General features: G+C 73.4%; 22 protein-coding genes. 8 read left to right on the plus strand and 14 right to left on the minus strand.

The window, feature by feature from the left end; genetic code table 11:
- Positions 1 to 20: 20 nt before the first annotated feature.
- Complete coding sequence (locus tag ACI78U_RS04805) at positions 21 to 755, plus strand: hypothetical protein (RefSeq protein WP_456874156.1); 735 nt, start codon at positions 21 to 23, stop codon at positions 753 to 755.
- 19 nt (positions 756 to 774) lie between these two features.
- Here the strand turns inward: ACI78U_RS04805 and ACI78U_RS04810 are convergent, their stop codons facing one another.
- From ACI78U_RS04810 to ACI78U_RS04835, 6 genes are all read right to left on the minus strand, one after another.
- Positions 775 to 1,611 carry a class I SAM-dependent methyltransferase gene (locus tag ACI78U_RS04810; RefSeq protein WP_456874157.1) on the minus strand — a complete coding sequence of 279 codons (837 nt, stop codon included), beginning with the start codon at positions 1,609 to 1,611 and terminating at the stop codon, positions 775 to 777.
- A 150-nt stretch (positions 1,612 to 1,761) separates the two neighbouring features.
- Complete coding sequence (locus tag ACI78U_RS04815) at positions 1,762 to 2,877, minus strand: ferrochelatase (protein WP_456874158.1); 1,116 nt, start codon at positions 2,875 to 2,877, stop codon at positions 1,762 to 1,764.
- Between the two features lie 37 nt (positions 2,878 to 2,914).
- Positions 2,915 to 3,685 (minus strand): enoyl-ACP reductase FabI, encoded by a 771-nt coding sequence (gene fabI, locus ACI78U_RS04820; RefSeq protein ID WP_456874159.1) that lies wholly within the window; start codon positions 3,683 to 3,685, stop codon positions 2,915 to 2,917.
- Entirely contained in the window at positions 3,685 to 4,389 is a 705-nt protein-coding gene (gene fabG, locus ACI78U_RS04825; protein WP_456874160.1) for a 3-oxoacyl-[acyl-carrier-protein] reductase, read from the minus strand. Before fabG ends, fabI begins: the two co-directional genes overlap by 1 nt.
- 77 nt (positions 4,390 to 4,466) lie before the next feature.
- On the minus strand, positions 4,467 to 4,820 hold the full coding sequence (locus ACI78U_RS04830) for a nuclear transport factor 2 family protein (protein WP_456874161.1): 354 nt from the start codon (positions 4,818 to 4,820) through the stop codon (positions 4,467 to 4,469).
- Positions 4,817 to 5,797: a patatin-like phospholipase family protein gene (locus tag ACI78U_RS04835; protein ID WP_456874162.1), complete on the minus strand. Its 981-nt coding sequence runs from the start codon at positions 5,795 to 5,797 to the stop codon at positions 4,817 to 4,819. The genes ACI78U_RS04830 and ACI78U_RS04835 overlap by 4 nt, the downstream gene beginning before the upstream one ends.
- Positions 5,798 to 5,866: 69 nt before the next feature.
- On the opposite strand from ACI78U_RS04835, the gene ACI78U_RS04840 reads away from it, so the two are divergent.
- On the plus strand, positions 5,867 to 6,070 hold the full coding sequence (locus ACI78U_RS04840) for a zinc-ribbon domain-containing protein (protein ID WP_456874163.1): 204 nt from the start codon (positions 5,867 to 5,869) through the stop codon (positions 6,068 to 6,070).
- 6 nt (positions 6,071 to 6,076) lie between these two features.
- Here the strand turns inward: ACI78U_RS04840 and ACI78U_RS04845 are convergent, their stop codons facing one another.
- Entirely contained in the window at positions 6,077 to 7,297 is a 1,221-nt protein-coding gene (locus ACI78U_RS04845) for a 3-deoxy-7-phosphoheptulonate synthase (protein ID WP_456874164.1), read from the minus strand.
- Positions 7,298 to 7,370: 73 nt separating this feature from the next.
- Positions 7,371 to 8,576: a phosphoglycerate dehydrogenase gene (gene serA, locus ACI78U_RS04850; RefSeq protein WP_456874165.1), complete on the minus strand. Its 1,206-nt coding sequence runs from the start codon at positions 8,574 to 8,576 to the stop codon at positions 7,371 to 7,373.
- A 563-nt stretch (positions 8,577 to 9,139) separates the two neighbouring features.
- Between serA and ACI78U_RS04855 the strand changes: the two genes are divergently transcribed.
- The 6 genes from ACI78U_RS04855 (at position 9,140) to ACI78U_RS04880 (ending at position 17,202) form a co-directional block, all read left to right on the plus strand.
- Positions 9,140 to 10,522: a hypothetical protein gene (locus ACI78U_RS04855; protein ID WP_456874166.1), complete on the plus strand. Its 1,383-nt coding sequence runs from the start codon at positions 9,140 to 9,142 to the stop codon at positions 10,520 to 10,522.
- Positions 10,523 to 10,541: 19 nt separating this feature from the next.
- The gene (locus ACI78U_RS04860; protein ID WP_456874167.1) at positions 10,542 to 11,591 is read left to right on the plus strand and encodes a phosphotransferase; all 1,050 of its coding nucleotides are present in this window, start codon (positions 10,542 to 10,544) and stop codon (positions 11,589 to 11,591) included.
- Between the two features lie 50 nt (positions 11,592 to 11,641).
- Positions 11,642 to 13,126, plus strand: coding sequence for an MGH1-like glycoside hydrolase domain-containing protein (locus ACI78U_RS04865; protein ID WP_456874168.1), 1,485 nt, complete (start codon positions 11,642 to 11,644; stop codon positions 13,124 to 13,126).
- 749 nt (positions 13,127 to 13,875) lie between these two features.
- Positions 13,876 to 14,850: a quinone oxidoreductase family protein gene (locus tag ACI78U_RS04870; RefSeq protein ID WP_456874169.1), complete on the plus strand. Its 975-nt coding sequence runs from the start codon at positions 13,876 to 13,878 to the stop codon at positions 14,848 to 14,850.
- A gap of 229 nt (positions 14,851 to 15,079) precedes the next feature.
- A complete protein-coding gene (locus ACI78U_RS04875; RefSeq protein WP_456874170.1) occupies positions 15,080 to 15,721 on the plus strand; it encodes a hypothetical protein in 642 nt (213 codons plus the stop codon).
- A complete protein-coding gene (locus tag ACI78U_RS04880; RefSeq protein ID WP_456874171.1) occupies positions 15,718 to 17,202 on the plus strand; it encodes a glycosyltransferase family 2 protein in 1,485 nt (494 codons plus the stop codon). Before ACI78U_RS04875 ends, ACI78U_RS04880 begins: the two co-directional genes overlap by 4 nt.
- Positions 17,203 to 17,271: 69 nt before the next feature.
- Here ACI78U_RS04880 and ACI78U_RS04885 read toward each other — a convergent pair whose 3' ends face one another.
- The 6 genes from ACI78U_RS04885 to ACI78U_RS04910 form a co-directional block, all read right to left on the minus strand.
- Positions 17,272 to 18,015 carry an SDR family NAD(P)-dependent oxidoreductase gene (locus ACI78U_RS04885; RefSeq protein ID WP_456874172.1) on the minus strand — a complete coding sequence of 248 codons (744 nt, stop codon included), beginning with the start codon at positions 18,013 to 18,015 and terminating at the stop codon, positions 17,272 to 17,274.
- A gap of 1 nt (position 18,016) precedes the next feature.
- Positions 18,017 to 18,976 (minus strand): VWA domain-containing protein, encoded by a 960-nt coding sequence (locus ACI78U_RS04890; protein WP_456874173.1) that lies wholly within the window; start codon positions 18,974 to 18,976, stop codon positions 18,017 to 18,019.
- Positions 18,977 to 19,004: 28 nt separating this feature from the next.
- Positions 19,005 to 20,048: a DUF58 domain-containing protein gene (locus tag ACI78U_RS04895; RefSeq protein ID WP_456874174.1), complete on the minus strand. Its 1,044-nt coding sequence runs from the start codon at positions 20,046 to 20,048 to the stop codon at positions 19,005 to 19,007.
- The gene (locus ACI78U_RS04900; protein ID WP_456874175.1) at positions 20,045 to 21,331 is read right to left on the minus strand and encodes an AAA family ATPase; all 1,287 of its coding nucleotides are present in this window, start codon (positions 21,329 to 21,331) and stop codon (positions 20,045 to 20,047) included. Before ACI78U_RS04900 ends, ACI78U_RS04895 begins: the two co-directional genes overlap by 4 nt.
- Before the next feature lie 365 nt (positions 21,332 to 21,696).
- Complete coding sequence (locus ACI78U_RS04905; protein WP_456874176.1) at positions 21,697 to 23,151, minus strand: C40 family peptidase; 1,455 nt, start codon at positions 23,149 to 23,151, stop codon at positions 21,697 to 21,699.
- A 165-nt stretch (positions 23,152 to 23,316) separates the two neighbouring features.
- Entirely contained in the window at positions 23,317 to 24,852 is a 1,536-nt protein-coding gene (locus ACI78U_RS04910; RefSeq protein WP_456874177.1) for an AMP-binding protein, read from the minus strand.
- Between the last annotated feature and the right edge of the window lie 79 nt (positions 24,853 to 24,931).

A 24,931-nucleotide genomic window follows, 5' to 3' on the forward strand; every position in this document is an offset into this window, starting at 1 on the left:
GCCCGACGTAGCCTCGCGGGGTGCACGACCTCCCCGCAGGCCGGTTCGCGGTCTGGGCGACCGCATGGCTCTCCGGCCGCACCTCCACCGACGCCGCGCTCGACGCGCTCGCCGACGACCGCGCGCACCCGGTGACCGGCCTGCCCGGCGCGGCGGGCACCGTGCCGCTGAGCTGGGCGCTGACCGCGCTGCGCGGGCTCGGCGAGCGCCGGGTGCGCCTGGTGCTGCCGGTGCCCGGCGACGTCCGCGGCCTGCCTGCGGCACCGGGGCTGGTCGCGCTGGCGCTGGAGGCCGGCCAGGCGGCGGTGGGCGACCGGTTGGCGCTGGTCCCCGAGAGCGCCGGCCCGGAGGTGGTGGCCTGGACGGCGGTCGACCTCGCCGGCGTCGCGCCCGCCCCGCCGCCGGTGGAGGGCTCGCTGCGCGCCGTCTCCGGGGCGCTGGACCTGGCGGTGGTCGACGCCGCCCGCACGCTGGCCCGCCTCGACCTCGCCCGCTGGCACCCCGAGGTCCCCGCGCTGCTGACCGGCCTGGCCGGCGCGCAGGCGCCGGAGCTGCCCCCGGACACCGACCCGCTCGCGTCCTCCGTGCTCGCCCGCGCGCGGCGGCTGGCCCGGGTGCTCGACCTCGCGACCGCCGACGCCCCGGGCGGCGCGGTGACCGGCGGCCAGGCCGCCGCCCGCGACGACGCCCTGCGGCCGCTGGCCGCCGCCGTCCGCGACGCGACCGTCGCCGCCTACAACGCCGTCCCGCGGTAGCCGTCCGGGCGGGCCGCCGTCACGGTCGGACGGCGGTGACCAGCCAGGCCGCGGAGGCGAACTCGACGCCGTCCGGGCCGGCGTGCGCCACGAGCCGGCCGCGCAGGTCGGCCACCGCACGCTCCCGGGCGGCGTCGTCCAGGCCCTCGAGCAGCCAGCCGGCGAGGCCGAGGACGAACGTCTGGGCGTCGTCGGGGTCGGCGCCGAACCACTCCGGCTCGGCCAGTCCCTCGATCTCCACCTGGCGGTGCCCCGCGGCGGTCAGCACCTCGCGGATGCGCCCGGGGTCGGCGAGCGAGAACGGTCCGGGCGCGCCCGGCGGCGGCGCGGGCAGCGGACGCCCGGCGGCCAGCGCGCCCAGGATCTCGGTCATCCACTCGTTGGCCTCGAGCGCCTGCCACACCAGCAGGACCAGCCGGCCGCCGGGCACGAGCGCCCGGCCGACGTTGGCCAGCGCGGCCACCGGGTCGGCGAAGAACATCGCGCCGGTCCGGCTGATCGCCACGTCGAAGCCGGCCGGCGGGAAGGCCGCCACCTGGGCGTCGGCCTGCTCGAACCGGACGCCGGTCAACCCCTCCTCGGCGGCGCGCCGCCGGGCGACCTCGAGCATCGCCGAGGACAGGTCCACGCCGAGCGCGGACCCGGTGCGGCGCGCGGCCTCCCGCGTGGTGCGGCCGGTGCCGCAGCCGACGTCGAGGACCCGGTCCCCCGGGTGCAGGTCGGCCGCGGCGAGGAAGGCGGCGTCGTAGCGGGCGATCGACCGGTCGAAGCGGTCGGCCTGGGCGGCCCAGTACGCGCCCTGGTCGCCGTCCCAGGCGGTCAGCTGCGCGGCGTTGGCGGGGTGGACGTCGACCACGGCACACCGTCCTCGGAACGGCCCCCGGTGGTCCGACGGTCTACCCGCCGCACCCGGCCGGGGTCAACGGGGGCGCGACGTTGCGGGCGTTCCTCGCGCTCTGCCGGCGATGCAGGACCGGCACAGCGCCAGGAACACCCGCAGTGCGGGTCAGGCCGGGCGGGGCCGTGCGACGTGACAGCAGGCGGCCGGGCAGTTGGTGCCCAGCCGGGGCTCCCCGCCGCCACGGCGCTCCTGCAGCAGCTCGCGGACCATCGCCACGAACGCCGGGTGGGTGCCCGCGGTGCCGGCGCGGACGAAGGCCAGCCCCAGCTCCTCGGCGGTCTCCCGCGCCTCGTTGTCGAGGTCCCAGATGACCTCCAGGTGGTCACTGACGAAGCCGACCGGGAACAGCACGACCGCCGTCTCGCCGTTCTCGTGCAGTGCGCGCAGGTGGTCGTTGACGTCGGGCTCCAGCCACGGCACCGACGGCGGGCCGCTGCGGCTCTGCCACACCAGGTCGAAGGCGCGACCGGGTTCGACGGCGTCGACGACGGCGCGCGCGGCAGCCCGGAGCTCGGCCTCGTAGGCGTGCCCGTCGGGACCGGCGACGGCGGCCATCGCGTCGGGGATCGAGTGCGCCGTCGCCACCAGCCGGGCCGTGTCCCGGTGCTCGGGAGGCAGCTCGGCCAGGGCGGCGGCGAGCGCATCGGCGTTGGCCCGCACGAAGCCGGGGGTGTCGAAGTAGTGCGGCAGCTTCTCCGCCGTCGGGCCCCCGCCGGTCGCGATCCGGGCCCGGGCGACGTCCTCGTGGTACTGCCGACAGCCGGAGTAGGAGGCGTAGGCCGAGGTCGCCAGCACGTAGACGTGCTCGACGCCGTCGTCGGTCATCTGCTGCCAGACGTCCTCGACGTAGGGGTCCCAGTTGCGGTTGCCCCAGTAGACCGGCAGGTCGACGCCGTTCGCGGCGAGGTCGGCCCGGACCGCGTCGACCAGCGCCTGGTTCTGCTCGTTGATCGGGCTGACCCCGCCGAAGTGGTGGTAGTGCTCGGCGACGTCGAGCAGCCGCTCGCGCGGCACCCCGCGGCCGCGGGTCACGTTCTCCAGGAACGGCATGACGTCCTCGTGGCCGCGCGGGCCGCCGAAGGAGAGGACCAGCAGCGCCTCCCGGCGTCCGGCGGGTGCGGGCGCGGCCGACGGGGGCGTCCCCCCGTTGTTGCGGACGGCGAGCGAGGGCTCCTCGTCGGGTCGCTGGCCGGGGTGCAGGTCGACGGTGGCGCGGGGCACGGACTTCCTTCTCGGTGGACTGCGGGGCCGGATGCGCTCACACGCCGACGGCGTGGAAGCCCCCGTCGACGTGGACGATCTCGCCGGTGGTGGCCGGGAACCAGTCCGACAGCAGCGCGACGACGGCCTTGCCGGCGGGCTCGGTGTCGGTGACCGACCAGCCCAGCGGCGCGCGGCCCTCCCACGCCTCCTCGAACTGGGCGCTGCCGGGGATCGCCTTCATCGCCATGCTGCGCAGCGGGCCGGCGGCGACGATGTTGGACCGCACGCCGTCGGGGCCGAGCTCGCGGGCGACATAGCGGCTGACCGACTCCAGGGCCGCCTTGGCCGCGCCCATCCAGCCGTAGACCGGCCAGGCGACGGAGGCGTCGAAGGTGAGGCCGACGACCGACGACGGGTTGGCCAGCAGCGGGCGGCAGGCCTGGGTCAGCGAGGCGTAGGACCACGACGACACCTGGAACGCCGTCGCGGCGTGCTCCCAGGAGACCTCGGGGAAGCCCTCCCCCATCGCCTCCTGCGGGGCGAAGCCGATCGAGTGGACGACGCCGTCGAGGGTGTCGAGGCCCTGCTCGCGCAGCCGGTCGGCCAGCGTGGCCAGGTGCTCGGTGTCCGTGACGTCGAGCTCGACGACCGGCGCCTCCTGCGGCAGCCGCTTGGCGATCCGCTGGCACAGCGACAGGGCGCGGCCGAAGTTGGACAGCACGACTGTGGCGCCCTGCTCCTGTGCGATCCGGGCGGTCGCGTACGCGATCGACGCCTCGGTGAGCACGCCGGTGACCAGGACCTTCTTGCCCTCGAGAATCCCCATCAGTGCCCCATCCCCAGTCCGCCGTCGACCGGGACGACCGCCCCGGTGACGTATCCGGCCGCGTCGCTCGCGAGGAAACGGACGACGGCGGCGATCTCGTCGGCCTCGGCGTACCGGTTCAGCGGCACCTGCCCGAGGATCTCCTGCTGCCGCTTCTCCGGCAGCTCCGCGGTCATGTCGGTGCGCACGAAGCCGGGCGCGACGACGTTGGCGGTGACGTTGCGGCTGCCGAGCTCGCGGGCGATCGAGCGGGCCAGGCCGACGAGGCCGGCCTTGCTCGCGGCGTAGTTCGTCTGGCCGGCCGAGCCGAGCAGCCCGACGACCGAGCTGACGAACACCATGCGGCCCTTCCGCGCGCGGACCATCTTCGGCGTCGCCCGCTTGGCGACCCGGTAGGCGGCGGTGAGGTTGGCGTCGAGGACGTCGGTGAAGTCGTCCTCCTTCATCCGCATGAGCAGCCCGTCGCGGGTGATGCCGGCATTGCTGACCAGCACCTCGACCGGGCCCTGGTGCTCCTCGACCTCGGTGAACGCGCGGTCGACGGCCTCGGCGTCGGTGACGTCGCACTGCACGCCGAACAGCCCCTCGGGGGCGCCGCTGCCGCGGTGGGTGACGGCCACCGAGTCGCCCTGCTCGGCGAAGGACCGGGCGATGGCCAGCCCGATCCCCCGGTTCCCGCCGGTCACCAGCACCGACCTGGCCACGTGCACCCCCTGCTCGACGACCTCGTCCGGCGTCCAACCTAGTTGGCCTGCTCGGGTCCCACCCGGCCGCGGGGCGGTCAGCCGGGCGTCTGCAGCTCGACGTCGTAGGAGGTGATGGTCGAGAGCGCCCCGCCGCGGAACTCGTAGACGTCGCAGGAGGCCACCACCGACGTCCCGCCGCGGTCGGTGTAGCGGGCGACGGTGTCCACGGCCGCGACGTCGCCGTCGGCCACCACGACGAAGCGGGTGAACTCCACGTCGGTGGCCGCGAGCGCGGCGAGGGTCTCCTCGCACGCGTCGACCACGGCCTGCCGGCCGACGAACTGCCGGGTGCCGACGGCGGTCCAGACGACGTCGGGGGCCAGGGCCGCGTAGACCTCGCGGAAGCGGTGCCGGCTGAAGGCCTCGGCGACCTCGCGGGGTGCGGTCACGGCCCCCTCCGCGCCGCGGCCTCGCGCACCAGCTCGGCGACCTCCGGACGCGCGGCGTGGGCGCCGGCCCGCATGAACGACTGCTGGATGACCTCGTCGAGACGGTGGCGCGACATCATGTCCGCGCCCATCGCCTCCTGCTCGGTGGCGCCCGGGGTGAACACCGCGGTGCGGATGCCGGCGGTGTGCAGGGCGCGCACCTCGCGGTCGAGCACCCGCTGCGAGAACCGGCGCACGGCGGCGGTGACGTCCGGCCGCCAACCCGGCGACCCGCTCATCGGCGCGACGACGAGCACGAGGCCGACGCCGGCGTTGCGCATCACCGCGGCGTTGGTCGCGGAGTGCACGCCGCCGTCGACGTAGGCGTGCCGGCCGATGCGCACCGGGGCGAAGTACCCGGGCACCGCGCAGGAGGCGGCGACGGCCAGGTGCAGCGGCGCCGGCGGTGCCCCTGGGCGGCCGAAGACCACCCGGCGCCCGTCCCGGCGGCGCACCGCGGTGATCCAGAGGTCGCGCTCGGGCCACCCGGGCCCCTCGACCTCGCGCAGGGCGGCCAGCTGCTCGACGACGTCGTGCTGTCCCGGCGCGAGCAGCGTCATGGCGGCGGCCATCGGGTTGAACCGCAGCGGCCGGGCCACCGCCCGGGCGATCAGGTGCGGGCCGGGCAGCCGCAGCGGCCGGCGCAGCACCTCCAGCGGCCGGAAGGGCGCCAGCTCGGGCACGGTGGTCGCGGCCATGGTCTTGAGCACGTCGTCGTCGCCGGACAGCGGCGCCTTGACCGTCCAGGCCGCGAGGTCCTCGGCGGAGACCCCGGCCCGCAGCAGGGTGCCGGTGATCGACCCGGCCGAGGTCCCGACGACGACGTCGACGCCGCGGGCGTCGAACCCGAAGTCGTGCTGGAGGACCGCGAGGACGCCGGCGTGGTAGGCCTGACCGACGACGCCGCCCCCGCCCAGCACCAGCCCCACCCTGACCACGGGACGAGCGTGCCACGGGCCTGGTCAGCGGGCCCGGCGGGGCGGGCCGGCGCTGCCTACGCTGACCCGGTGTTCCTCCTCTTCGGGTTCGGCACGAAGCAGCAGCACCTCGGCCCCGGGCAGCTGCGGACCTGCCCGCGCTGCTCCAACACCACGGTCTGGTCGCGGATCCGCCAGTTCCGGCAGTTCAGCGTGTTCTTCGTGCCCGTCCTGCGCTGGCGACGGCAGTACCTCGAGGTCTGCGGCGTCTGCGGCACCGCCATCGCGGTCTGAGAGGCGTCACCGCACCCCGCGCCGGGCCCGGACGGCCTCGGCCAGCTCGGCGAGCACGGCCTCGGTCGTCGCGGGGTCGATGCAGGCGTCGGTGACGCTCACGCCGTAGGCCAGCCGCTCGGGGTGCCGCTGGTCGAGGTCCTGCCGGCCCTCCACCAGGTTGCTCTCGACCATGACGCCGCGGATGGCCCGCTCCCCGCCGGCCACCTGCCCGGCGAGGTCGCGCACCACCGCGGGCTGCCGCCGGTGGTCCTTCTGGCTGTTGCCGTGCGAGGCGTCGACGACGAGCACCTCCGGCAGTCCCCGCTCGGCCAGCCTCCGCTTCGTGTCGGCGACGTGGGCGGCCGAGTGGTTGGGGCCGTGGCGGTCGCCGCGCAGGATGACGTGGGCGGTGTCGTTGCCGGTCGTCGACAGCTGCGCCGACACCCCGTGCGGGTCGACGCCGAGGAACTCGTGCGGGGCCCGCGCGGTGAGCGCGGCCGAGATCGCGGCGTCGATGCTCCCCTCGGGCGAGTTCTTGAAGCCGACGACCGACGAGAAGCCCGACACCCGCTCCCGGGCGGTCTGGTCGGTGACGTTGCGGGCGCCGACGCCGTTGTAGGTGATCAGGCCGTCGACGTACTGCGGCGTCAGCGCGTTGAGCGGCTCGGCCGCCACCGGGACGCCCAGGCCGGTGATCGCCATCATGAGCATCCGGGTGGCGACCAGCCCGACGCTGATCCGGCTGGACCCGTCGAGGAACGGGTCGTAGGCGAACCCCTTCCAGTCGACCTCCGTCCGAGGCTTCTCGGTGTATGTCCGCATGAGGATCTCGAGGTCCGCGCCGTGCCGCTCGCGCATCCGGGCGAGGAAGCCGGCGTACTCGAGCGCCGCCTCGGGGTCGTGGATCGAGCAGGGGCCGGCGATCACGGCGAGGCGGTCGTCGCGGCCGGTGACGATGTCGGCGACCGCGCGCCGACCGGCGGCGGTGGTCGCGGCAGAGGCGGCCGACAGCGGCAGGACCGTCGCGACCGACGCCGGGGTGACGACCACGCTCAGGCCGGTGATGCGCGTGTTGACCAGCCCGGAGACGTCGGCGCCGTCGGCCGGCCGGACGCCGAGTTGCTCGAGCACGCCGGGCAGCAGCGCACCGAGCGCGGCCTCGATCTGCCCGTTGACCTGCGTCTGGACCTCGACCAGGAGGTCGGCGACCCGAGTCGCCGCGTCCAGGATCCGCTCAGCCGGCACGGGCGCCTCCTGTCGTCGTCGCTCGGTGGCCGAGCCAACCACAGGCCTGGCACCTCCGTCGTGACGCCGGGCGTCAGGACGGCCGGGCGAACGTCGTCATACGGACCGCCTCGGGCAGCGCCCGGAGCGCGGCGTGCAGGGTCGGGGGCAGCTCGCCGTTGACGTCGGTGACGACGTAGCCGAGCTCGCCGCGGGTGGCCAGCACCTGGCCGTCGACGTTGAGGCCGTGCTCGCCGACCAGCGCGTCGACCCGCGCCATGACGCCGGGCACGTTGCGGTGCAGCAGCGCGAAGCGGGCCGCCGAGGACCCGTGCAGCGCCACCGCGGGCAGGTTGACGCTCAGCGTCGTCGTCCCGGTGCGGGTGTAGTCGGCCAGCTTGCCGGCGACGAAGCGGCCGATGTCGTACTGCGCCTCCTGGGTCGACCCGCCGACGTGCGGGGTGAGGATGACGTTGGGCAGCCCGCGCAGCACGGAGTCGAACGGGTCGCCCTGCTCCTTGGGCTCGTCGGGGAACACGTCGACGGCGGCCCCGGCGATGTGCCCGCTGAGGACGTGCTCGCGCAGCGCCTCGTGGTCGACGACGAAGCCGCGGGAGAGGTTGAGGAAGAGGCTGCGCCGGCGCATCCGGGCGAACTGCTCGGCGCCGAACAAGCCCGCGTTGCCGGCCCGGCCGTCGACGTGCAGCGTCACCGTCTCCGCCCGCTCGAGCAGCTCCTCCAGGCTGCCGCAGGCCTCGGCGTTGCCGAGCGCGAGCTTGTCCTCGAGGTCGTAGAACAGCACCCGCATGCCCAGCGCCTCGGCGAGCACCGACAGCTGGCTGCCGATGTTGCCGTAGCCGACGATGCCCAGGGTCCGGCCGCGGATCTCGTGGCTGCCGGTCGCCGACTTGTCCCAGACCCCGTCGTGCAGCGCGCGGTCCCGGTCGGTCAGCCGCCGGGCCAGGCTGATGATCTCCGCGATGGCCAGCTCGACGACGCTGCGGGTGTTCGAGTACGGCGCGTTGAACACCGCGACGCCGGCCGCGGCCGCCGCGGGGAGGTCGATCTGGTTGGTGCCGATGCAGAAGGCGCCCACCGCCGCCAGCGCCGGGCGGCTCTCCACGACCTTCCGGGTCACCTGCGTCTTCGACCGGATGCCCAGCAGGTCGACCCCGTCGAGGGCGGCGACCAGGTCGGCCTCGTCGAGCGCTCCGCGCAGGGACTCCACCTCGTAGCCGGCCGAGGACAGCAGTTCCACCGCCACCGGGTCGATGTTCTCCAGCAGCAGGGCTCTGGGCATGTCGGACTCGTCCTCCCTCAGACAACGCGACTGCCCATGCTCCCAGGCCCGGCCGCGCCGCCGATGGGGGCGGGCCGGATCGCACCCCCTTAGGGCGGGCGAGGGCCGACCACCCGACCCCCGCCCGCCCGTCGACCACCTCAGGCCTCGGCGAACAGGCTGCCCATCCCGGTGACTCCCATGGAGTCGCGGGCGCTGCCGAGGCCCGACAGCACAGCTGTCGTGACGGCAGGAGTGCCGGACGTCCAGATGGTGACTCGCGCGCGTCGCGAGAAGAAGGAACCTTGTCGGCTCGTCGAGGGGACTGCCAGCGTGTTCCCCCACCTGCCCGAGAGCTCGAGGACTTGCTCGCAGGTGGTCACCCGCTCACGTGCCCGGACGCCGACGACCAGGCAGTTGAGCAGCGTGGTCTGTTCGATGTGACATGGGACGACTTGCATTTGGCCGCGAGGCGTAGAGACGGCGCGGTTGGGGATGCGGCGTGCTTTGCTTCCGTCGTGCAGTCCTCAGCAACCTCGGGGCCCGCTGAGCCGGCAGGCTCGAGTGCGCGAGGCGATGACCTAGTGCGGAGCTACGACTTCCAGGGCGCCTTCGAGGAGTACATGCGCGCCTATCGGGACAGCACCCAAGCGGGTCCGCCAGATATTCGCACGATGAGTGGCGACGACCTGCTGATGAAGTCCGCCCGAGCGATGCAGATGGCAGACAATTGGCGGGCGCAGGTCGGGACATGGGAGAGGCTAGGCAACTCACTCGGCCGTCGCCTGGAAGAAGAGGATTCCACCTCAAGTAAAGGGGCGTCGTCAGACGCCTATGAGACCCCAGTGGGTCGTGAACTGTTCGGTCAGTTTAACGTCATTTCCGACCGGGAGTGGGCTGAGTTAGACGACTGCCCCGACGAATGTGGCTCCGGCTGCATAGACCGGCGCAAACAGGCCTGGGCATACGAATGGGCGGCTGAGACGGCCGCGGCCACCGCCAACCCCGCGGACGCCGCGAGATTGTTCCGACGCGCCGGGTGGGCCTGGGAAAAGGCGCTGCACTATGGAATGGCCCGAGTTCCGGCCCAGTCCGACACAGACGCACCACGAGGTCAGGAGGCCTCTAGCAAGGCGCCTGAGAGCGAGAAGCGGCTGGAACGGGCAGCAGCCTGCTACACCCGGGCAGCAGCCAATGCGGCGCGAACAACCCGGCGGGCCACCCGCACCATGATTGCCACTCGACCTTGGTGTCCCGCGTGCCAACGGGACAAAACCACGGAGAATGGATGCCCGCGCAATCACGCCGACGCCACGGTGCTCCTCCCAGAGGAGGACAGGCCGGCTACGGATGTTGACCGACTGCTCCGGGTGTGGCAAGGCATCGCCAAGATCCGCCAGACGAGGAGTCGCGAGGACGCTGAGAGGAAGTTCGACCTTCCCCTAGGCAGTCCTGCTGCGGCGTCGCGCAACGGCAACCGGGCGGACGATCTTACCGAGGGTCTGCACCAGCTCGCGCTCATCCAGGGATTGCTGGCAGGCCACGGGGCTCGACACGAGGCGCGAGCGATATACCGGCAGCGCCAGCGGATGGAGATGGGCTACTACCGGTCCCATGCCCGGGTGCGCTACCTCCGCAAGTGGACCGGCTACGTGTTCAGCTGGAACGGGTCGTCGCTGCCGCGACTGCTGGGCTCCCTAGCCCTCCTGTACCTGGTTCTCCTCCCGTTGATCTGGCTAGTAGTGTGGCTGTGGACCGGATTGCCGAAGCCGGAGAATTCCGCAAGTTTCGGGCCAGCGCCGCTGGAGGCGGTGATCTTTAGCCTCTCAAGTATGGTGACCCTCTCGAACGGGCACTTCGCGGCCGGCGGATGGGCCGTAAACCTGCTCCAGGCCTGTCATGCCGTGTCGGCGTACTTCGCCCTCGGCTACTCGCTCTACGTGGCCCAACGGGCGTACACCGTCTAGCCAAGTAAAGGATTCACGCGTGTCCTTCTCACCTGGCCCCGAACTCCTCGTCAACATGGAGGCACAGGCCCAGGCCCTGTGCAGCAGGGTGCAGACCTCAGGCATGTACTTGCACGAGATAGAGGAGTTTAGATTCGTGAAGGCTGCCTACGCGGAGGCTGCTCAGCGAGCAGGAGTCGTCCAGGATCTTCGCAGCCTCACCACGCCGGAATCGCGAAACCTCGTGCGACTCGTTCGCCGCCAAGATGGCGATCTGGCCGTCCTCAAACTCGTGGGCAATACGAGGGAACCGGGCGAGGGACGAGTCCTCCGCATCTGGCATGAACGTGGCCTCCCCTGCGTGCCTCCGTTGGCGTGCGGTGAAGTCAGTGTCTCCGTCGGCGATAAGGCAGGGGTCGTTAGCTTTCTGCTCACCAGCTACCTCCCCTACCCGACCATCCCTCCCGTCGACGGGAGTACAGTCGACGACCGGGTATCCCTACTCACGGAATTGATGGTACTGCTGGCACCGTTCCACATCCCCGCTAACGAGCTGCCTGAAGATTTGCTCGGGACGGCGCGCACGTGGGCCGACCGAATGCACCTCCACTTGCGATGGGCGATCCCTTGCCTCCGGCGACGCGGCGCACGCGAGCCCTACGGCTGGGAGGCCACGCTGAACGCGGCCAGTGCAACAGGGCGCCGCGTCCTGTTGCACGGCGACGTCAGTCCGAGCAACGTCCTGGACGGGGGCGAGAACGGCCTGATCCTCTTCGACCCGCCTGGCGCGCTTGTCGGCCCACCCGAGGCGGACGTCGGTCACATGTGCACCCATCTCGGAGGCGCGGACCATGCTGCCCGGTTGGTCGAGGAGGCGTGCGCGCTCGACCGACGGCTTGAGCGCGACCGCGTGGCCTTTTTCGCGGGAGTGGATTTGCTGCTCTGGGCCGGGTACGTCGCCGGGAGCCACGAGTCCCCGCATGTCTCCGCTTCGGAGCGCGAGGCGGATGCGCGCATATCGACCTTGCTGGAGGGGGCCACAGACCTGATGCATCCTGCCGTGACCAGTGCCACTCCTGGTAAGCGATGACTGCTCGGGATGGCCTAAGACGACCCGCGTTTGTCGTCGCCAGACAGGTCGTGGACACCCCTCTCGGGCCGGTGTGCATCGCGACGGACGAAACGCTGGTCGACATCCGACCGTCGGTCATGAGGCTGCCGGAGCGACGGGAGAAGGCGCTAGACGTTCTGCTCCGCATGGCGGGTGTCGAGTCGGTGGACAGACTCGGCGCTCGCGGTCCGGTCGTAGCTTCCGCGGTCAATTCTGAAAACGCCGATAACCCGGAGGTCCGGCGCTACGAGGCCAAGTTTGGCCGCGACGCCTTCTACACGGCCGACTTTCTGCAGCCGTACTACCCCCAGCTTGAGATCGGGACGGTTCAGTACTTCGCGGCCTACCAGGCGCGCGAGTACGACGAGCGGGCGCAGGCTGAGCCGGGAAAGGTCCCGAACCACATCCGCCGACCCGATGACCCGCTGGCGATCAAGTTGACTCTCGAGACAGGGCGACGGTGGCCTTGGTTCGGTGGCACAGACACGACCGTGCAATTCGTCCTCGCGGCGTGCCGAACACTTCTGGCCGCTCCTGAGCTTCGCGCTCAAGAGATCGTCTACCCAGACGATCACGCGTTAGCGGGTCAGGTTGTCCTTCACGCTGGAAGGCCAGTGACGCTAGAGAGGGCCGCGAACGACGCGGTCCGCTGGCTGCTGCGCCACCTGCGGCGTCCGAGCTCGCACGCCTTGCTGTGGGCAGGAATGAACCGGCGCGACTCATTCACCGTGTGGACCGACTCCCCTAACGCATTTTACCACCGGGACGGTCGCCTCCCTGGCGCCCACGTGGCGCCTATCTCCCTGCAGGCACTCGTGTACGACGCACTACTGGCCATGGCCCAGTTGCAGGAGCAGACGACGCGGTCAAGAAGGTCTGCGAGCACGCTCCGAAAGCAGGCAGACGCCGTCAAGTCATCTGTTCTCAGGCATTATGTCGTGGCGGACGAGCGCGGCACCTTCTTGGCCAACGGGGTTGACCGTGGCCCAGGAGGCACCCCTCAATCAATGGCTGTCCGCGCGATCGACATGGGGTTCGCCTTGGACTCCGACCTGTTCGGCGAGCCGTCCGACGCCCGACTGGTAACCGACCTCGCCCAACACTTGACCGGTCCCGACATGCTGACTCCGGTTGGAATTGCAGGAAGAGCGAAGGACGAGATCCGATTCGAAAAGTTTGACTACCATTCGCAGGTCTGGGCCTTCGCAGTACACAAGGTCGCGCGAGGCCTCCGCCGACATGGTATGCATGACCTCGCCCTGGATCTGGACGCACGGATGCTCCGTCAGACCGCTGACGGACTGCTACCGGAGAACGTCGGCGCGGGATTAGAGCTAGAGTACTGTCCGCACATTCTGACTGTGGAGAGGATAGCCGCCAATGGCCGGCGGACCCAGACGGTGAAGGAACGCACGCCCGCGCCCTTCGCCGCCTGGACTGCCGGTGCGGTGGCCGCAGTCCAGGCGCACAACGCCAGTGCTGCCATGGACGGAGATGCTGACCTCGGGCATTGAAGCAGGGGAACCCGACGCCACGGTCACCGGGAACCGTCGCTTTCGATGCAGCGCAGGTCCACTGCCCACGGGCGGCGGACCTGTACTCCAGCTCGTCCAGTCCCACCCGCATGCCGGCCTGCCCGAGACGGCCTTCTGAGAATCTCAGACGTGGTCACGCGCAAGGTCGGTGTAGTCAAGGGCTCAGAACGGCACCGCCTACGACGCAGGAGCTTCCTCCCAGGCCTTTCGGTAGCCGAGCACGGTGAACAGCGTCGTCTTGCCGGGCCTGCGTGCCGCCAGAGACCAGCACGCTGAGCCTGACGGCGAATCGCGGCCTCCAGGAGCCGGGCGGCCTGCACGGTCAGCGTCCCAGTGGCCACCAGCTCGTCGAGCGATGTCCCCGGGAGGTGCCTTCGTCTGTTGATCAGGCGTGGGAGCCCTCGTCCGTTCAGAAGGACTAGGCTCCGGCTTGGGAGGTGTCTGCCGGCCAAGTTGTCATGGGGATGACCACGTGCCGCCGTGACCTGTCGGGCAGCATCGCGTCGACGAAGGGCTAGCTCATGTCGATCCGCCGCCCGGAGCAGCGAAGCATCCTCTCGACCAGGTCGACCTGCTCACCCGCACCCAGGATCGTCGCCGGCTCACTGCAGCTGCAGCAGGCGATGAACACCCGGCTGGGCTCGTTGACCCAGCCATGCGCACCCAGCGTGTAGGAGGATGCCGGGCCGCCGCGATCGCCGTCTGCCGGTCGGCCCTAGCCTCACCTCATGCGTGCCGTGCAGATCACCCGCTTCGGCGGCCCCGAGGTCCTCGACGTCGTCGACCTCCCCGACCCCGTCCCCGGCGACGGCCGGCAACTCTACGAGGTGTCGTCGGCGGGGGTGAACTACGCCGACACCCACCAGACCGAGGACAGCTACCTGGCCCCGCAGCAGCTGCCGCTGGTCCCCGGCGCCGAGTTCGTGGGCCGCCCGGCCGGCGGCGGCGAGCGGGTCGTCGGGCTGCTCGAGGGCGGTGGCGGCTACGCCGAGAAGGTGGTCGCCAACCCGCGGCTGACGTGGCCGGTGCCCGACGGCGTCACCGACGAGCAGGCCCTCGCCCTCGTGCTGCAGGGCACCACCGCCTGGCATCTGCTGCGCACCAGCGCCCACCTGGCCGCCGGGGAGTCGGTGGTCGTGATCGCCGGCGCCGGCGGGGTCGGCTCGCTGGCGGTCCAGCTGGCGAGGCGCTGGGGCGCGGGCCGGGTGATCGCCACCGCGTCGAGCGCGGAGAAGCGCGCGCTGACCGAGGAGCTCGGCGCCGACGCCAGCGTCGACCCCGCCCTCGCCGACGACGACCCCAAGGCGTTCACCGCCGCGCTGCGCGAGGCCAACGGCGGCAAGCGGGTCGACGTCGTCCTGGAGATGACCGGCGGCAACGTCTTCGACGGCGCGTTCTCCGCCCTGGCGCCCTTCGGCCGGCTCGTGGCCTACGGCATGGCCGGCCGGCGCCCGCCGAGGCCGGTGCAGGCGCCGGCGCTCATGGGGACGAGCCGGGCGGTCGTCGGCTTCTGGCTGGCGCACTGCTTCGGCCGGCCGGCCATGCTCGACGAGGCGATGGGCGAGATGCTGCCGCTGGTCGCCGACGGCGCCCTGAAGCCGGTCGGCGGCGGCCGGTTCCCGCTGACCGCCGTCCGCGAGGCGCACCAGGACCTGCTCGCCCGCCGCACCACCGGCAAGCTCGTCCTCGACCCCACCCGCTGAGGGGCACCGCACCGTCGGGCACGCACCGTCACCGCCCGGGGGCGTCCCTCGCCCGGGCGGTGACGCGACTCCTCCCTAGGGGTCAACGGGTCTCGTCCACCCCCCGGTCCCGCCCCTAGCGTCGGCGACACCGCTGGGGGTGTGCAACGGCGCCCGGTCCCCGGTGATCACCCGATCGCTCGCTCCTGGGGAGACTGTGTCCCGACCCACGCACCGATCCCGCGCTGCCGTGCTCACGCTCGGCGCCGCACTGCTCACCGGACTGACCGGCTGCGAGTGGCCCGACGTCAGCATGAGCCCGGGCCTCAGCGCCGAGGCCACCGAGGCCACCGAGGCCACCGAGGCCACCGAGGCCACCGAGGCCGAGCCGGCCGCGGCGACCGCCGACGAGGACCGCGCCGGGACGGCCGCGGCGACGGCGTCGGCAGCCGCCCGTCCGGCCGGCGACCTCGACAGCGGCTCGCTCACCCGCACGCTGCCGGCCGGTGACCGCACCGTCGTCGTCGACTACTGGACCGACCAGCAGGCCACGGCGTGGACCGCCGGGGACGACAAGACCATCCAGCTCTCGGCGCACGTCGAGGGCGGGGACACCGAGGCCGAGGTCCTGGTGACCCGCTTCGCGGCCACCACCGACGACGGCAGCACCCGCGCCCTCGCCGCCGAGGACCGCGGCGAGTTCGCGCTCACGCCGCCGTTCAGCTACACCACCGCGCTCAGCCTGCCGGGGACGGCGTCGGCCGCCGGCTCGCTCACCGTCTCGGTCCAGTTCGACCTGCTGGTCGAGACCGAGCCCGGCGCGGAGCGCTACTTCCGCCAGACCGTGCTCGACACCCTCGAGCTGCCGCTCCTGCAGGAGGACCCCTCGTGACCCAGCTCGTCGTCCACGGCAACCGGCGCGCCACCGACCGCGCGCACCTGCTGGCCCGCGGCGGCCAGGAGATCCCCGACATCAGCTCGCTGGTGCCGGCCGAGTTCGGTGGCTCCGAGGCCCGTGACCAGCAGCCGCGCCACGCCACGATCAGCTGCGTCATCCCGGCGTACAACGAGGAGTCGACGATCGCCGACGTCCTCACCTCGCTGCTGGCCCAGACCCGGCCGCCGGACGTCGTCCACGTCGTCATCAACAACACCGACGACGACACCCCGGAGATCGCCGGGCAGTTCGCCGGCGAGCACACCCGCGTGGTCAAGGGCGAGAGCTACCGGACCGTCGTCCACGTGCACGACATCGGCGAGAACCCCGACAAGAAGGTCGGCGCCCTCAACTACGGCTACTTCGTCAGCCGCGGTCACGACTACATCCTCGGCGTCGACGGCGACACCACCCTCGACCGGCGCTGCGTGGAGTGGCTGGAGAAGGAGATGGTCACCGACCCGCGCATCGGCGGCCTGTCGGCGATCTACACCTTCGACAAGTCGAGGGTCCACGGCGCGATGGCGCGCTTCCTCGTCGCCGGCCAGCGCGCGCAGTTCGCCGGCTTCAACATGGACAACCTGGTCCGCGGCCGGAACATGGCCGTGCTCGGCGGCCAGTGCAGCCTGTTCAGCGTCCGCGCGCTCGAGACGGTCATGTACCGCCACCACCAGTCCGCGCCGTGGGTGCGTGACTCGGAGGTCGAGGACTCCAAGCTCTCGCTGCAGATCAAGGACGCCGGCTTCAGCACCAAGATCAGCGCGCGGGCCCGGGCCTTCGTCGGCCCGATGACCACCCTGCGGGCGCTGCACGGCCAGCAGGTGAAGTGGAACTTCGGCGGCATCGACCTGCTCTGGCCCGGCCAGCGCGGCGACAGCAAGGGCCAGCCGCTGCACCCGAACCTGCGGCTGCGCTGGTACGAGAACATCTCGATGGTCTTCAACATCGGCGCGCGGATGGGTTTCCTGCTGCTGCTGGCGGCGGCGCTGTCGATCGACGCGTTCGTGTTCAACCCGGTCTGGCTGATCCCGCCGGCGGTGGCGACGCTGCTCAACCTGCGGATCGCGCTGTCGATGCACGACACGAGCGCCAGTGACATCTTCTATGCGCTGCTGGTGGCGCCCGCGGAGCTCTACATGTGGGTCCGCATGGGGCACTTCCTCACCGCGTGGGTGCAGTTCTTCGCCCGGGTGGAGAAGGACAACTGGGCGGCGCAGGCGGCGGCCGAGCGGGGCCGTGGGTCGGCCTACGTCATGCCGGCGGTCTGCGCGGCGGCCACCTTCGTCGTGCTGATCTTCGCCTGGAGCCAGCAGAGCATCGGCGTGCAGTCGGCGATCCTATCGATCGGCTGGCCGGTGCTCTACCTGCTCACCGTCCTGCAGACGATCTTCATGCTGCGGAAGCTGGTCCGCCGCCAGCGCGGCTTCACCGTCTGAAGGCACCGCTGCGCGGCACGGGCCGCCGGGGACGACGCCGTCCCCGGCGGCCCGTCGACGTCCGCGGGCTCAGCCCGCCTCGGGGTCGGGGCCGTTGACCGCCCGGCCGCCGTCGACGGGCAGGACGGCACCGGTGACGAAGGCCGCCGCCGGGGACAGCAGGAAGGCGACGACGTCGGCGACCTCGGCGGGCGTGCCGACCCGGCCCAGCGGGTGCAGCGCGGCCAGCTCGGCGTCGACCCCGGGGTGCGCGGCCCGGAACTCCGCCAGCCGGTCGGTGGCGATCGTGCCCAGCGCGACGGCGTTGGCCCGGATGCCGTCGGGCCCGTGGTCGACCGCGACCGCGCGGGTCAACCCCTCGACCGCGGCCTTCGCCGTCGCGTAGGGCAGCGCACCGCGGACCGGCCGCTGCGCCTGGTGCGAGGACACGGTCACGATCGCCCCGGGCCGGCCGTGCGCCCGGAGGTGCCCGACGGCGGCCGAGCAGCTCGCCAGGGCCAGGGCCAGGTTCGCGGTGACCAGGTCGAGCACCTCCGCGGCGGTCGCCGAGGTGAGCGTGGCGTCGCGGAAGACCGCGGCGTTGGCCACCCACCCGGTCAGCGGGCCGGCCTGCTCGGCCAGGGCCGCCGCGCGGGCCAGGACGGCGGGGTCGCGCGCGTCGCCGCTGACCAGCCGCACCCGGTCGTGCGCCCAGGCGAGGTCGGCGACGGTGTCGACCACGACCACCTCGCCGTCGGCGGCCAGCCGCTCGGCGATCGCCCGCCCGACGCCCTGCGCTCCGCCGGTCACCACCGACGACGGCCGGGACGCCACGTCAGAACAGCCGTTGCAGGCGCCAGGCGGCCAGGCCCAGCCCGCCGAAGAGCAGCAGCGTGGCGATCCGCACGAACCAGTAGGACACGTCCTGGGGCTCGGTGGTGTAGCCGATCTGGCTGCCCAGGTCGTCGTAGACGGCCTCGAGCTCGGCGCGGGTGCGGGCCTCGTTGTACTGCCCGCCGGTCTCCTCGGCGATCTGCCGCAGGGCGTCGCGGTCGATGGGCACCGGCGTCACCTCGCCGCCGATCTCGATCGACCCGTAGTCGGTGCCGAACGCGATCGTCGACACCGGCACCCCGGCCGCCTGCGCCGCCGCGGTCGCCTGGGTGTTCTCCCGGCCCACGGTGTTGTAGCCGTCCGACAGCAGCAGGATCCGCGCCGGCGGCAGCTCCTCGCCCTCGCCGACGTCGAGGGTGGACTGGAAGGTGCTGATCGCGGTGAGCGAGGTGAAGATCGCCTCACCGATCGCGGTCGCCTCCGACAGCTCCAGGTTGGCGATCGCCCCGCGCACCTGGTCGCGGTCGGTCGTGGGCGTCACCAGCGTCGAGGCGGTGCCGGAGAACGACACCAGCCCGAGGTTGATCCGCTCGGGGAGGATGTCGACGAAGTCCGAGGCGGCGTCCTTCATGGCCTCGAAGCGGCTGGGCTCGATGTCCTCGGCCTGCATCGACAGCGACACGTCCAGCGCCAGCACCACGGTGGCGGTCTCCCGCGGCACCCGCACCTCGGTGCTCGGCCGGGCCAGCGACAGCACCAGGCCCAGCAGCGCGGTCAGCGTCAGGCCGAACGCGACGTGCCGCACCCACCCGGCCCGCTTGGGCAGCAGCCCGGCTGCCAGCCCGGTCTGGGAGAACCGCGCCGCATACACCCGCCGGCGCAGCTGCATGACCACGTAGAGGACGGCCAGCGCGACGACGGGGACGAGCGCGATCAGCCACAGCGGTGACTGGAAACTCACGAGCGGACCTCTCTGGGGGTCGGGGCGGTCACCGGGAGGCCCCGCCGCTGCCCGCGCGGCGCCGGTCGGCCACGAAGCGCACCACGTCCATCAGCCAGTCGCGGTCGGTGCGCAGCTGCAGGTGCCCGGCGCCGGCGCGGCGCAGGCCCGCGGCGATCGCCCGCCGCTGCTCGGCCGCGCCCTCGGCGAAGCGGGCGCGGAACACCGGGTCCCCGGTGGGCACCTCGAGGGTCTGCCCGGACTCGGGGTCGCGCACGGTGAGCAGGCCGACGTCGGGCAGCTCCAGCTCCCGCGGGTCGACCACCTCGACGGCCAGCAGCTCGTGCCGGGCACCGAGGCCGCGCAGCGGCCGCTCCCAGTCGGTGTCGCCGAGGAAGTCGCTGACCACCACGACCAGCCCGCGGCGGCGCGGCGGGCGGCGCAGCGTCTCCAGGGCGGCAGCGAGGTCGCCGCGGCGTCCGGTGGCGGCCCGCGGCGTGGCCACCACCCCGCGCAGCAGCCGGTCGGCGGCCAGCCGGCCGGCCTGCGCCGGGTAGCGGTCCACCCGCTCCCCGGTGGTGACGACGGCGCCCAGCCGGTTGCCACCGCGGACAGTGAGGTGGCTGACAGCGGCCAGCCCGGCGATGGCGAGGTCGCGCTTGTCGCACAGGCCGGTGCCGAAGTCGAGGCTGGCCGAGAGGTCGACCACCGCCCAGGTCTCCAGCTCCCGGTCGGCGATCGTCTCGCGGACGTGCGGCACCTGCGTGCGCGCGGTGACCGGCCAGTCCATCCGCCGGACGTCGTCGCCGGGGTGGTACGTGCGCGAGTCGCCGGCCTCGCTGCCCGAGCCGGGCACCAGGCCGAGGTGGTCGCCCTGCAGCAGCCCGTCGAGCCGCCGCCGGACGGTCAGCTCCAGCCGCTGCAGCAGCACGTCGGCCGGGCCCTCGCCGAAGTGCGGGGGCGAGCCGTCGCCGTCCCGCGGGTCGATCCCCGAGCCCGGGGTGCCCGCGGGCCCGGGCGCCGTCGCCGTCCCCACGGCGCCGGGCGGGGCGGGCTCCTCCCCGCCCCGCGCGCGGCTGCGACGTCCGATCACGCCTGCGGGGCGCCGGGGACGTGCCCGTTGCCGCCGGGCACGCCGGCACCGGGCTGGCCGCCCGGCGGCACCGACCCGTTCTGCGCCGGGCCGGCCGGGACGGCGCCGGGCTGGCCGGGGCCGCCGGGTGCGAAGCCGGGCGGGCCGTACGGGGGCATGCCCTGCGGCGGGCCGAACGGCGCCCCGGGCGGCGGCACGGCCGGACCGCCCGGCGCGGCGGGGCCGTAGCCGCCGGCCCGCTGGCGGGGGGTCACCTGCGGCAGCGGCACGGTCTGCAGGATCCGCTTCACCACGTGGTCCGGCGGGACGCCGTCGGCCAGCGCGTCGTAGGACAGCACCAGCCGGTGGCGCAGCACGTCGGCGGTCACGTCGAGCACGTCCTGCGGCAGCACGTAGTCGCGACCGCGGACCAGCGCCAGCGCCCGGCCGGCCGCGATCAGGCCCAGCGAGGCGCGCGGGCTGGCGCCGTAGGACACCCACGAGGCGACGTCGTCCATGCCGTGCTCGCGCGGCTGGCGGGTGGCCACGACGAGCCGGACGACGTAGTCGACCAGCGCGTGGTGCACGAAGACCTGGGAGGCCGCGCGCTGCATGCGGCGCAGGTCCTCCGGGCCGAGGACGGTCTCCGGCACCGGCGGGGTCGAGCCCATCCGGTAGATGATCTCGCGCTCCTCCTCCGGGCTCGGGTAGTCGACGAGCACCTTCATGAGGAAGCGGTCGCGCTGCGCCTCGGGCAGGGGGTAGACGCCCTCGGACTCGATCGGGTTCTGGGTGGCCAGCACGAGGAACGGGTCGGGCAGCGGGTGGGTGACGCCGCCGATGGAGACCTGCCGCTCGGCCATGACCTCGAGCAGCGCCGACTGGACCTTGGCCGGCGCGCGGTTGATCTCGTCGGTGAGCACGAAGTTGGCGAACACCGGGCCGAGCTCGGTGTCGAAGGCGTCCTGCCCGGCCTTGTAGATGCGGGTGCCCAGGATGTCGGCGGGCACGAGGTCGGGGGTGAACTGCAGCCGGGCGAAGCGCCCGCCGACGACGGTGGCCAGCGTCTCGACGGCGAGGGTCTTGGCCACGCCGGGGACGCCCTCGAGGAGCACGTGCCCGCGGGCGAGCAGCGCGACCAGCATCCGCTCGACCAGGCGGTCCTGGCCGACGATGACCCGCTTGATCTCGAACAGCGCCCGTTCCAGCCGGGCGGCGTCGGCCGACGGCGGCACCGGGGCACCGGCGGCCGCGGCGGTGGCGCCGGCGGGCTTGTCGAGAGGGGTGCTGGCGGCGGTGGTCACGGGGCTCCTCGGATGCCGGTCCGCGGCCTCCCGGTCCGGATCGGGGCTCCCGGGGGGCCGGTGACGGGGCCTTCCGCCCGTCCCGGGGTCAGTGTCCCACCCGGACCTGGGTGTCCGTCCGGTCCTGCGCGGCGCCGCGCCGCCCGGCCCGTCGGCGGGACACGCCGGGCGGACGCGCCGTACCGGGGGGTGCGTCCCCCTGCCCCGGGGGTCCAACGGCTGCTAGCGTTGGCGACGCGTCGGGCAGCTCCCCCCGTGGCTGCCCGACGCCCCATGCCCAGCCGGTGTCCGCGCCCGGCAGTGCGTCCTCCCGGCCTCCCCGCAGGGTCCCGCCACGGGCGGGGTGGGGGCACGGAGGTCCTTCGTCACGCCGTCGGGCGGACCGCCCCGAAGTACGTGCTGCCGAACCACATCGGCGCCACCTTGACCACGTCGCCGCTCTGCGGGGCGTGGACCACCTTGCCGTCGCCGATGTAGAGCGCCACGTGGTAGATCGAGGTGTAGGAGCTCCCCGAGCCCCAGAAGACCAGGTCGCCGGGGCGCAGGTCGCCGCGCGCGACGGTCTTGCCGCGGTTGTTCCACCACTGGTCGCGGCTGGTGCCGCCGATCCGGATGCCGGCCCGCGCGTAGGCGTACTCCGTCAGCCCGGAGCAGTCGAAGCCGTGGATGCCGGTGTCCGGCGGGATGCCGTAGCTCGGGCCGTTCGCGCCGCCGCCGCCCCAGCTGTAGGGCAGGCCGCGCTGGGACATCGCCGCGTCGATCGCCCGCTGCACCGCCGAGGCCGACGGGGCGCCGGCGACGGTCGACGACGGCGGCGTCGGCGTGCCCGCCGCACCCCCGGAGGACGAGCCCGACGAGGAACCCGACGAGGACGAGCCAGACGGAGCCGGAGCCGGAGCGGGTGCGGGAGCCGGAGCGGGAGCGGGTGCGGGAGCGGGAGCCGGAGCCGGGGCCGGAGCCGGGGACGGGCGCGTCGACGGGGCGGCCTGCGGAGCGGGCGGGGCCGGGCGGGTCGGGGCGGGGGTCGCGCTGGCCGCGGCGCGCGCAGCCGCGGCGGCGGCCGCGGCGGCCGCGGCCTCGGCGGCGTCCTGCTCCTGCTGGAGCTCGGTGACCTCCTGGCCGGCCGCCGCGGCCTGGGCGGCCAGGGCGTCACGCTGCCCGGCGAGCGCGGCGGTCTGCTCGCGGGCGGAGAGCTCCTGGGCCTGGGCACCCTCGAGGATCACGGCGGCCTCGGCCTGCAGCGCCTCGGCCTGCTCCGACGCGGTGTGCGCCTCCTGCTGGGCGACGGCGGCCTGCTCCTGCAGGACGACGAGCTCGCCGACGACGTCGACGCGGTGGGTGCCGGCCGCCTCGAGCAGCGCGGCCCGCTCGATGAGCTGCGCGGGGCCGCCGGAGGACAGCAGGGCGGCCGCGCCGGGCGCGGTGCTGCCCTGGATGTAGGTGTCGCGGGCGTAGGCGGCGACCTGGGCGCGCCCGGTGGCGACCTCGGCGTCGGCCCGCTCGGCGGCGGCCGCGGCCTCGTCGGCGGCGGCGCGCGCGGCCTCGTAGGCGGCCTGCGTCTCCTCGTAGTCCTGCAGCGCGATCTGCGCGTTCTGGTGCGCCTGCGCGGCGGCGGCCTCGGCCTCGGCGAGCTGCGCGCTGAGCACGCCCACCTGCGCCGAGGCGGCGTCCCGCGCGGCCTCGGCGGCGGCGATCTCCTCGTCCGTGGGCGCCGCGGCGGCGGTGCCGGGGGTCAGCCCGACGGCCAGCAGACCGGCCACGGCGGTCCCGGCGGCGCGCAGCGCCCAGCGGTGATGTCGCGTGCGCGTACCCGTACCCACGTGCCGACCCCTCCCGGTGCGCCGGCGTGCGGGCCGGGCGCGTGCTCTCCGGGCACCCGTCCGGGTGCCACCCGCACGGAGATCGACCGGCCGGGTGGCCCGGTTGAGAGCGTCTCCCCCCGAAGGGTGGGGTCGGGCCCCTCCCGGCCGGGAGGGGCGGCGGGTTCAGTTCACCTGGCGTTCGCTCGACTGCCAGAAGGGCGCGCGCAGCTTGAACTTCTGGATCTTGCCGGTGGCCGTGCGGGCCAGCGCGTCGCGGAACTCCACTCGCTTGGGCGTCTTGTACCCGGCCAGCCGCGAGCGGCAGTGGGCGATGATCTCCTCCGCGGTGACGGTCTCCCCCTCGGCCACGACGACGATCGCGGTCACCAGCTCGCCCCACTTGTCGTCGGGGATGCCGATCACGGCGACCTCGGCGACGGCGGGGTGGCTGAACACGGCGTCCTCCACCTCGATGGAGGAGACGTTCTCGCCGCCGGTGATGATCACGTCCTTCTTGCGGTCGGAGATGGTCAGGTAGCCGCCGTCGTCGATGCTGCCGCCGTCGCCGGTGTGGAACCAGCCGCCCTCGAGCGCCTCGGCGGAGGCGTCGGGGTTGTCCCAGTAGCCGGCCAGCACGGTGTTGCCCTGGGCGAGCACCTCACCGGACTCGCTGACCCGCAGCCGGGTGCCCAGCGCCGGGACGCCGGCCCGTGACAGCCGCTTGGCGCGCTCCTCGGGGTCGAGGTCGTCGAACTCCGCGCGCGGCCGGTTGATGGTCAGCAGCGGGGCGGTCTCGGTGAGGCCGTAGATCTGGTTGAACTCCCAGCCGAGCTCGGCCTCGACGCGGGCGACGGTGCGCGAGGGCGGCGGCGCACCGGCGACGACGATCCGCACCCGGTCGCGGCCGGGCACCTCTCCGTCCCACTCGGCGGCGGCGTCGAGGACGGCGTTCCAGACGGCGGGCGCGCCGGACATCATCGTGACGCCGTGCTGCTCGACGCGGCGCAGGATCTCCGCGCCGTCGACCTTGCGCAGCACCACCTGGCGGGCGCCGACGCCGGCCATCGTGTACGGCAGCCCCCAGCCGTTGCAGTGGAACATCGGCAGTGTGTGCAGGTAGACGTCGCGGTCGCTGACCTGCATGTGCATGCCGAAGGTGACCGCGTTGACCCAGATGTTGCGGTGGGTCATCTGCACGCCCTTGGGCCGCGCGGTGGTGCCGCTGGTGTAGTTGATGGTGGCGGTGGCGTCCTCGTCGGGCTCCGACCAGGGCCGGGGCTCGGCGCCGAAGGCCAGCAGCTGCTCGTACTCCTCGCCGGTGCCGAACCGGTGCTCTGCCTGCACGCCCTTGAGCGAGGTCTCCAGCTCCGGGTCGACGAGCAGCACGCGGGCGCCGCAGTGCCCGACGATGTAGGAGACCTCCTCCGGGTTGAGCCGGAAGTTGATCGGCACCGCCACCCGGCCCGACGACGGGACGGCCAGCAGCACCTCCAGCAGCCGGGCGGCGTTGTGGCTGACGATCGCCACCCGCTCGCCCTCCCCCACGCCGAGCGCGTCGAGACCGGCCTGGAGCGCGCGGCCGCGGCGGGCGAACTCGCGCCAGGTCACCTCACCCAGCGACGGCGCGGGCTGGCTCGGCTCGTCCACGACGCCGACGCGGTCGCCGTAGACCAGCTCGGCGCGGTCGAGGAAGTCGCGGGTGGTGAGGGGCACGCGCATGCGATCTCCCGGGGTGCCAGGGCCGACCGCGGGCCGGTCAGCCGCTCGACGTGGTCGCCGTCACGCTAGCCGCCTCCGC

The sequence above is a fragment of the Geodermatophilus sp. SYSU D00710 genome, from assembly GCF_054050195.1.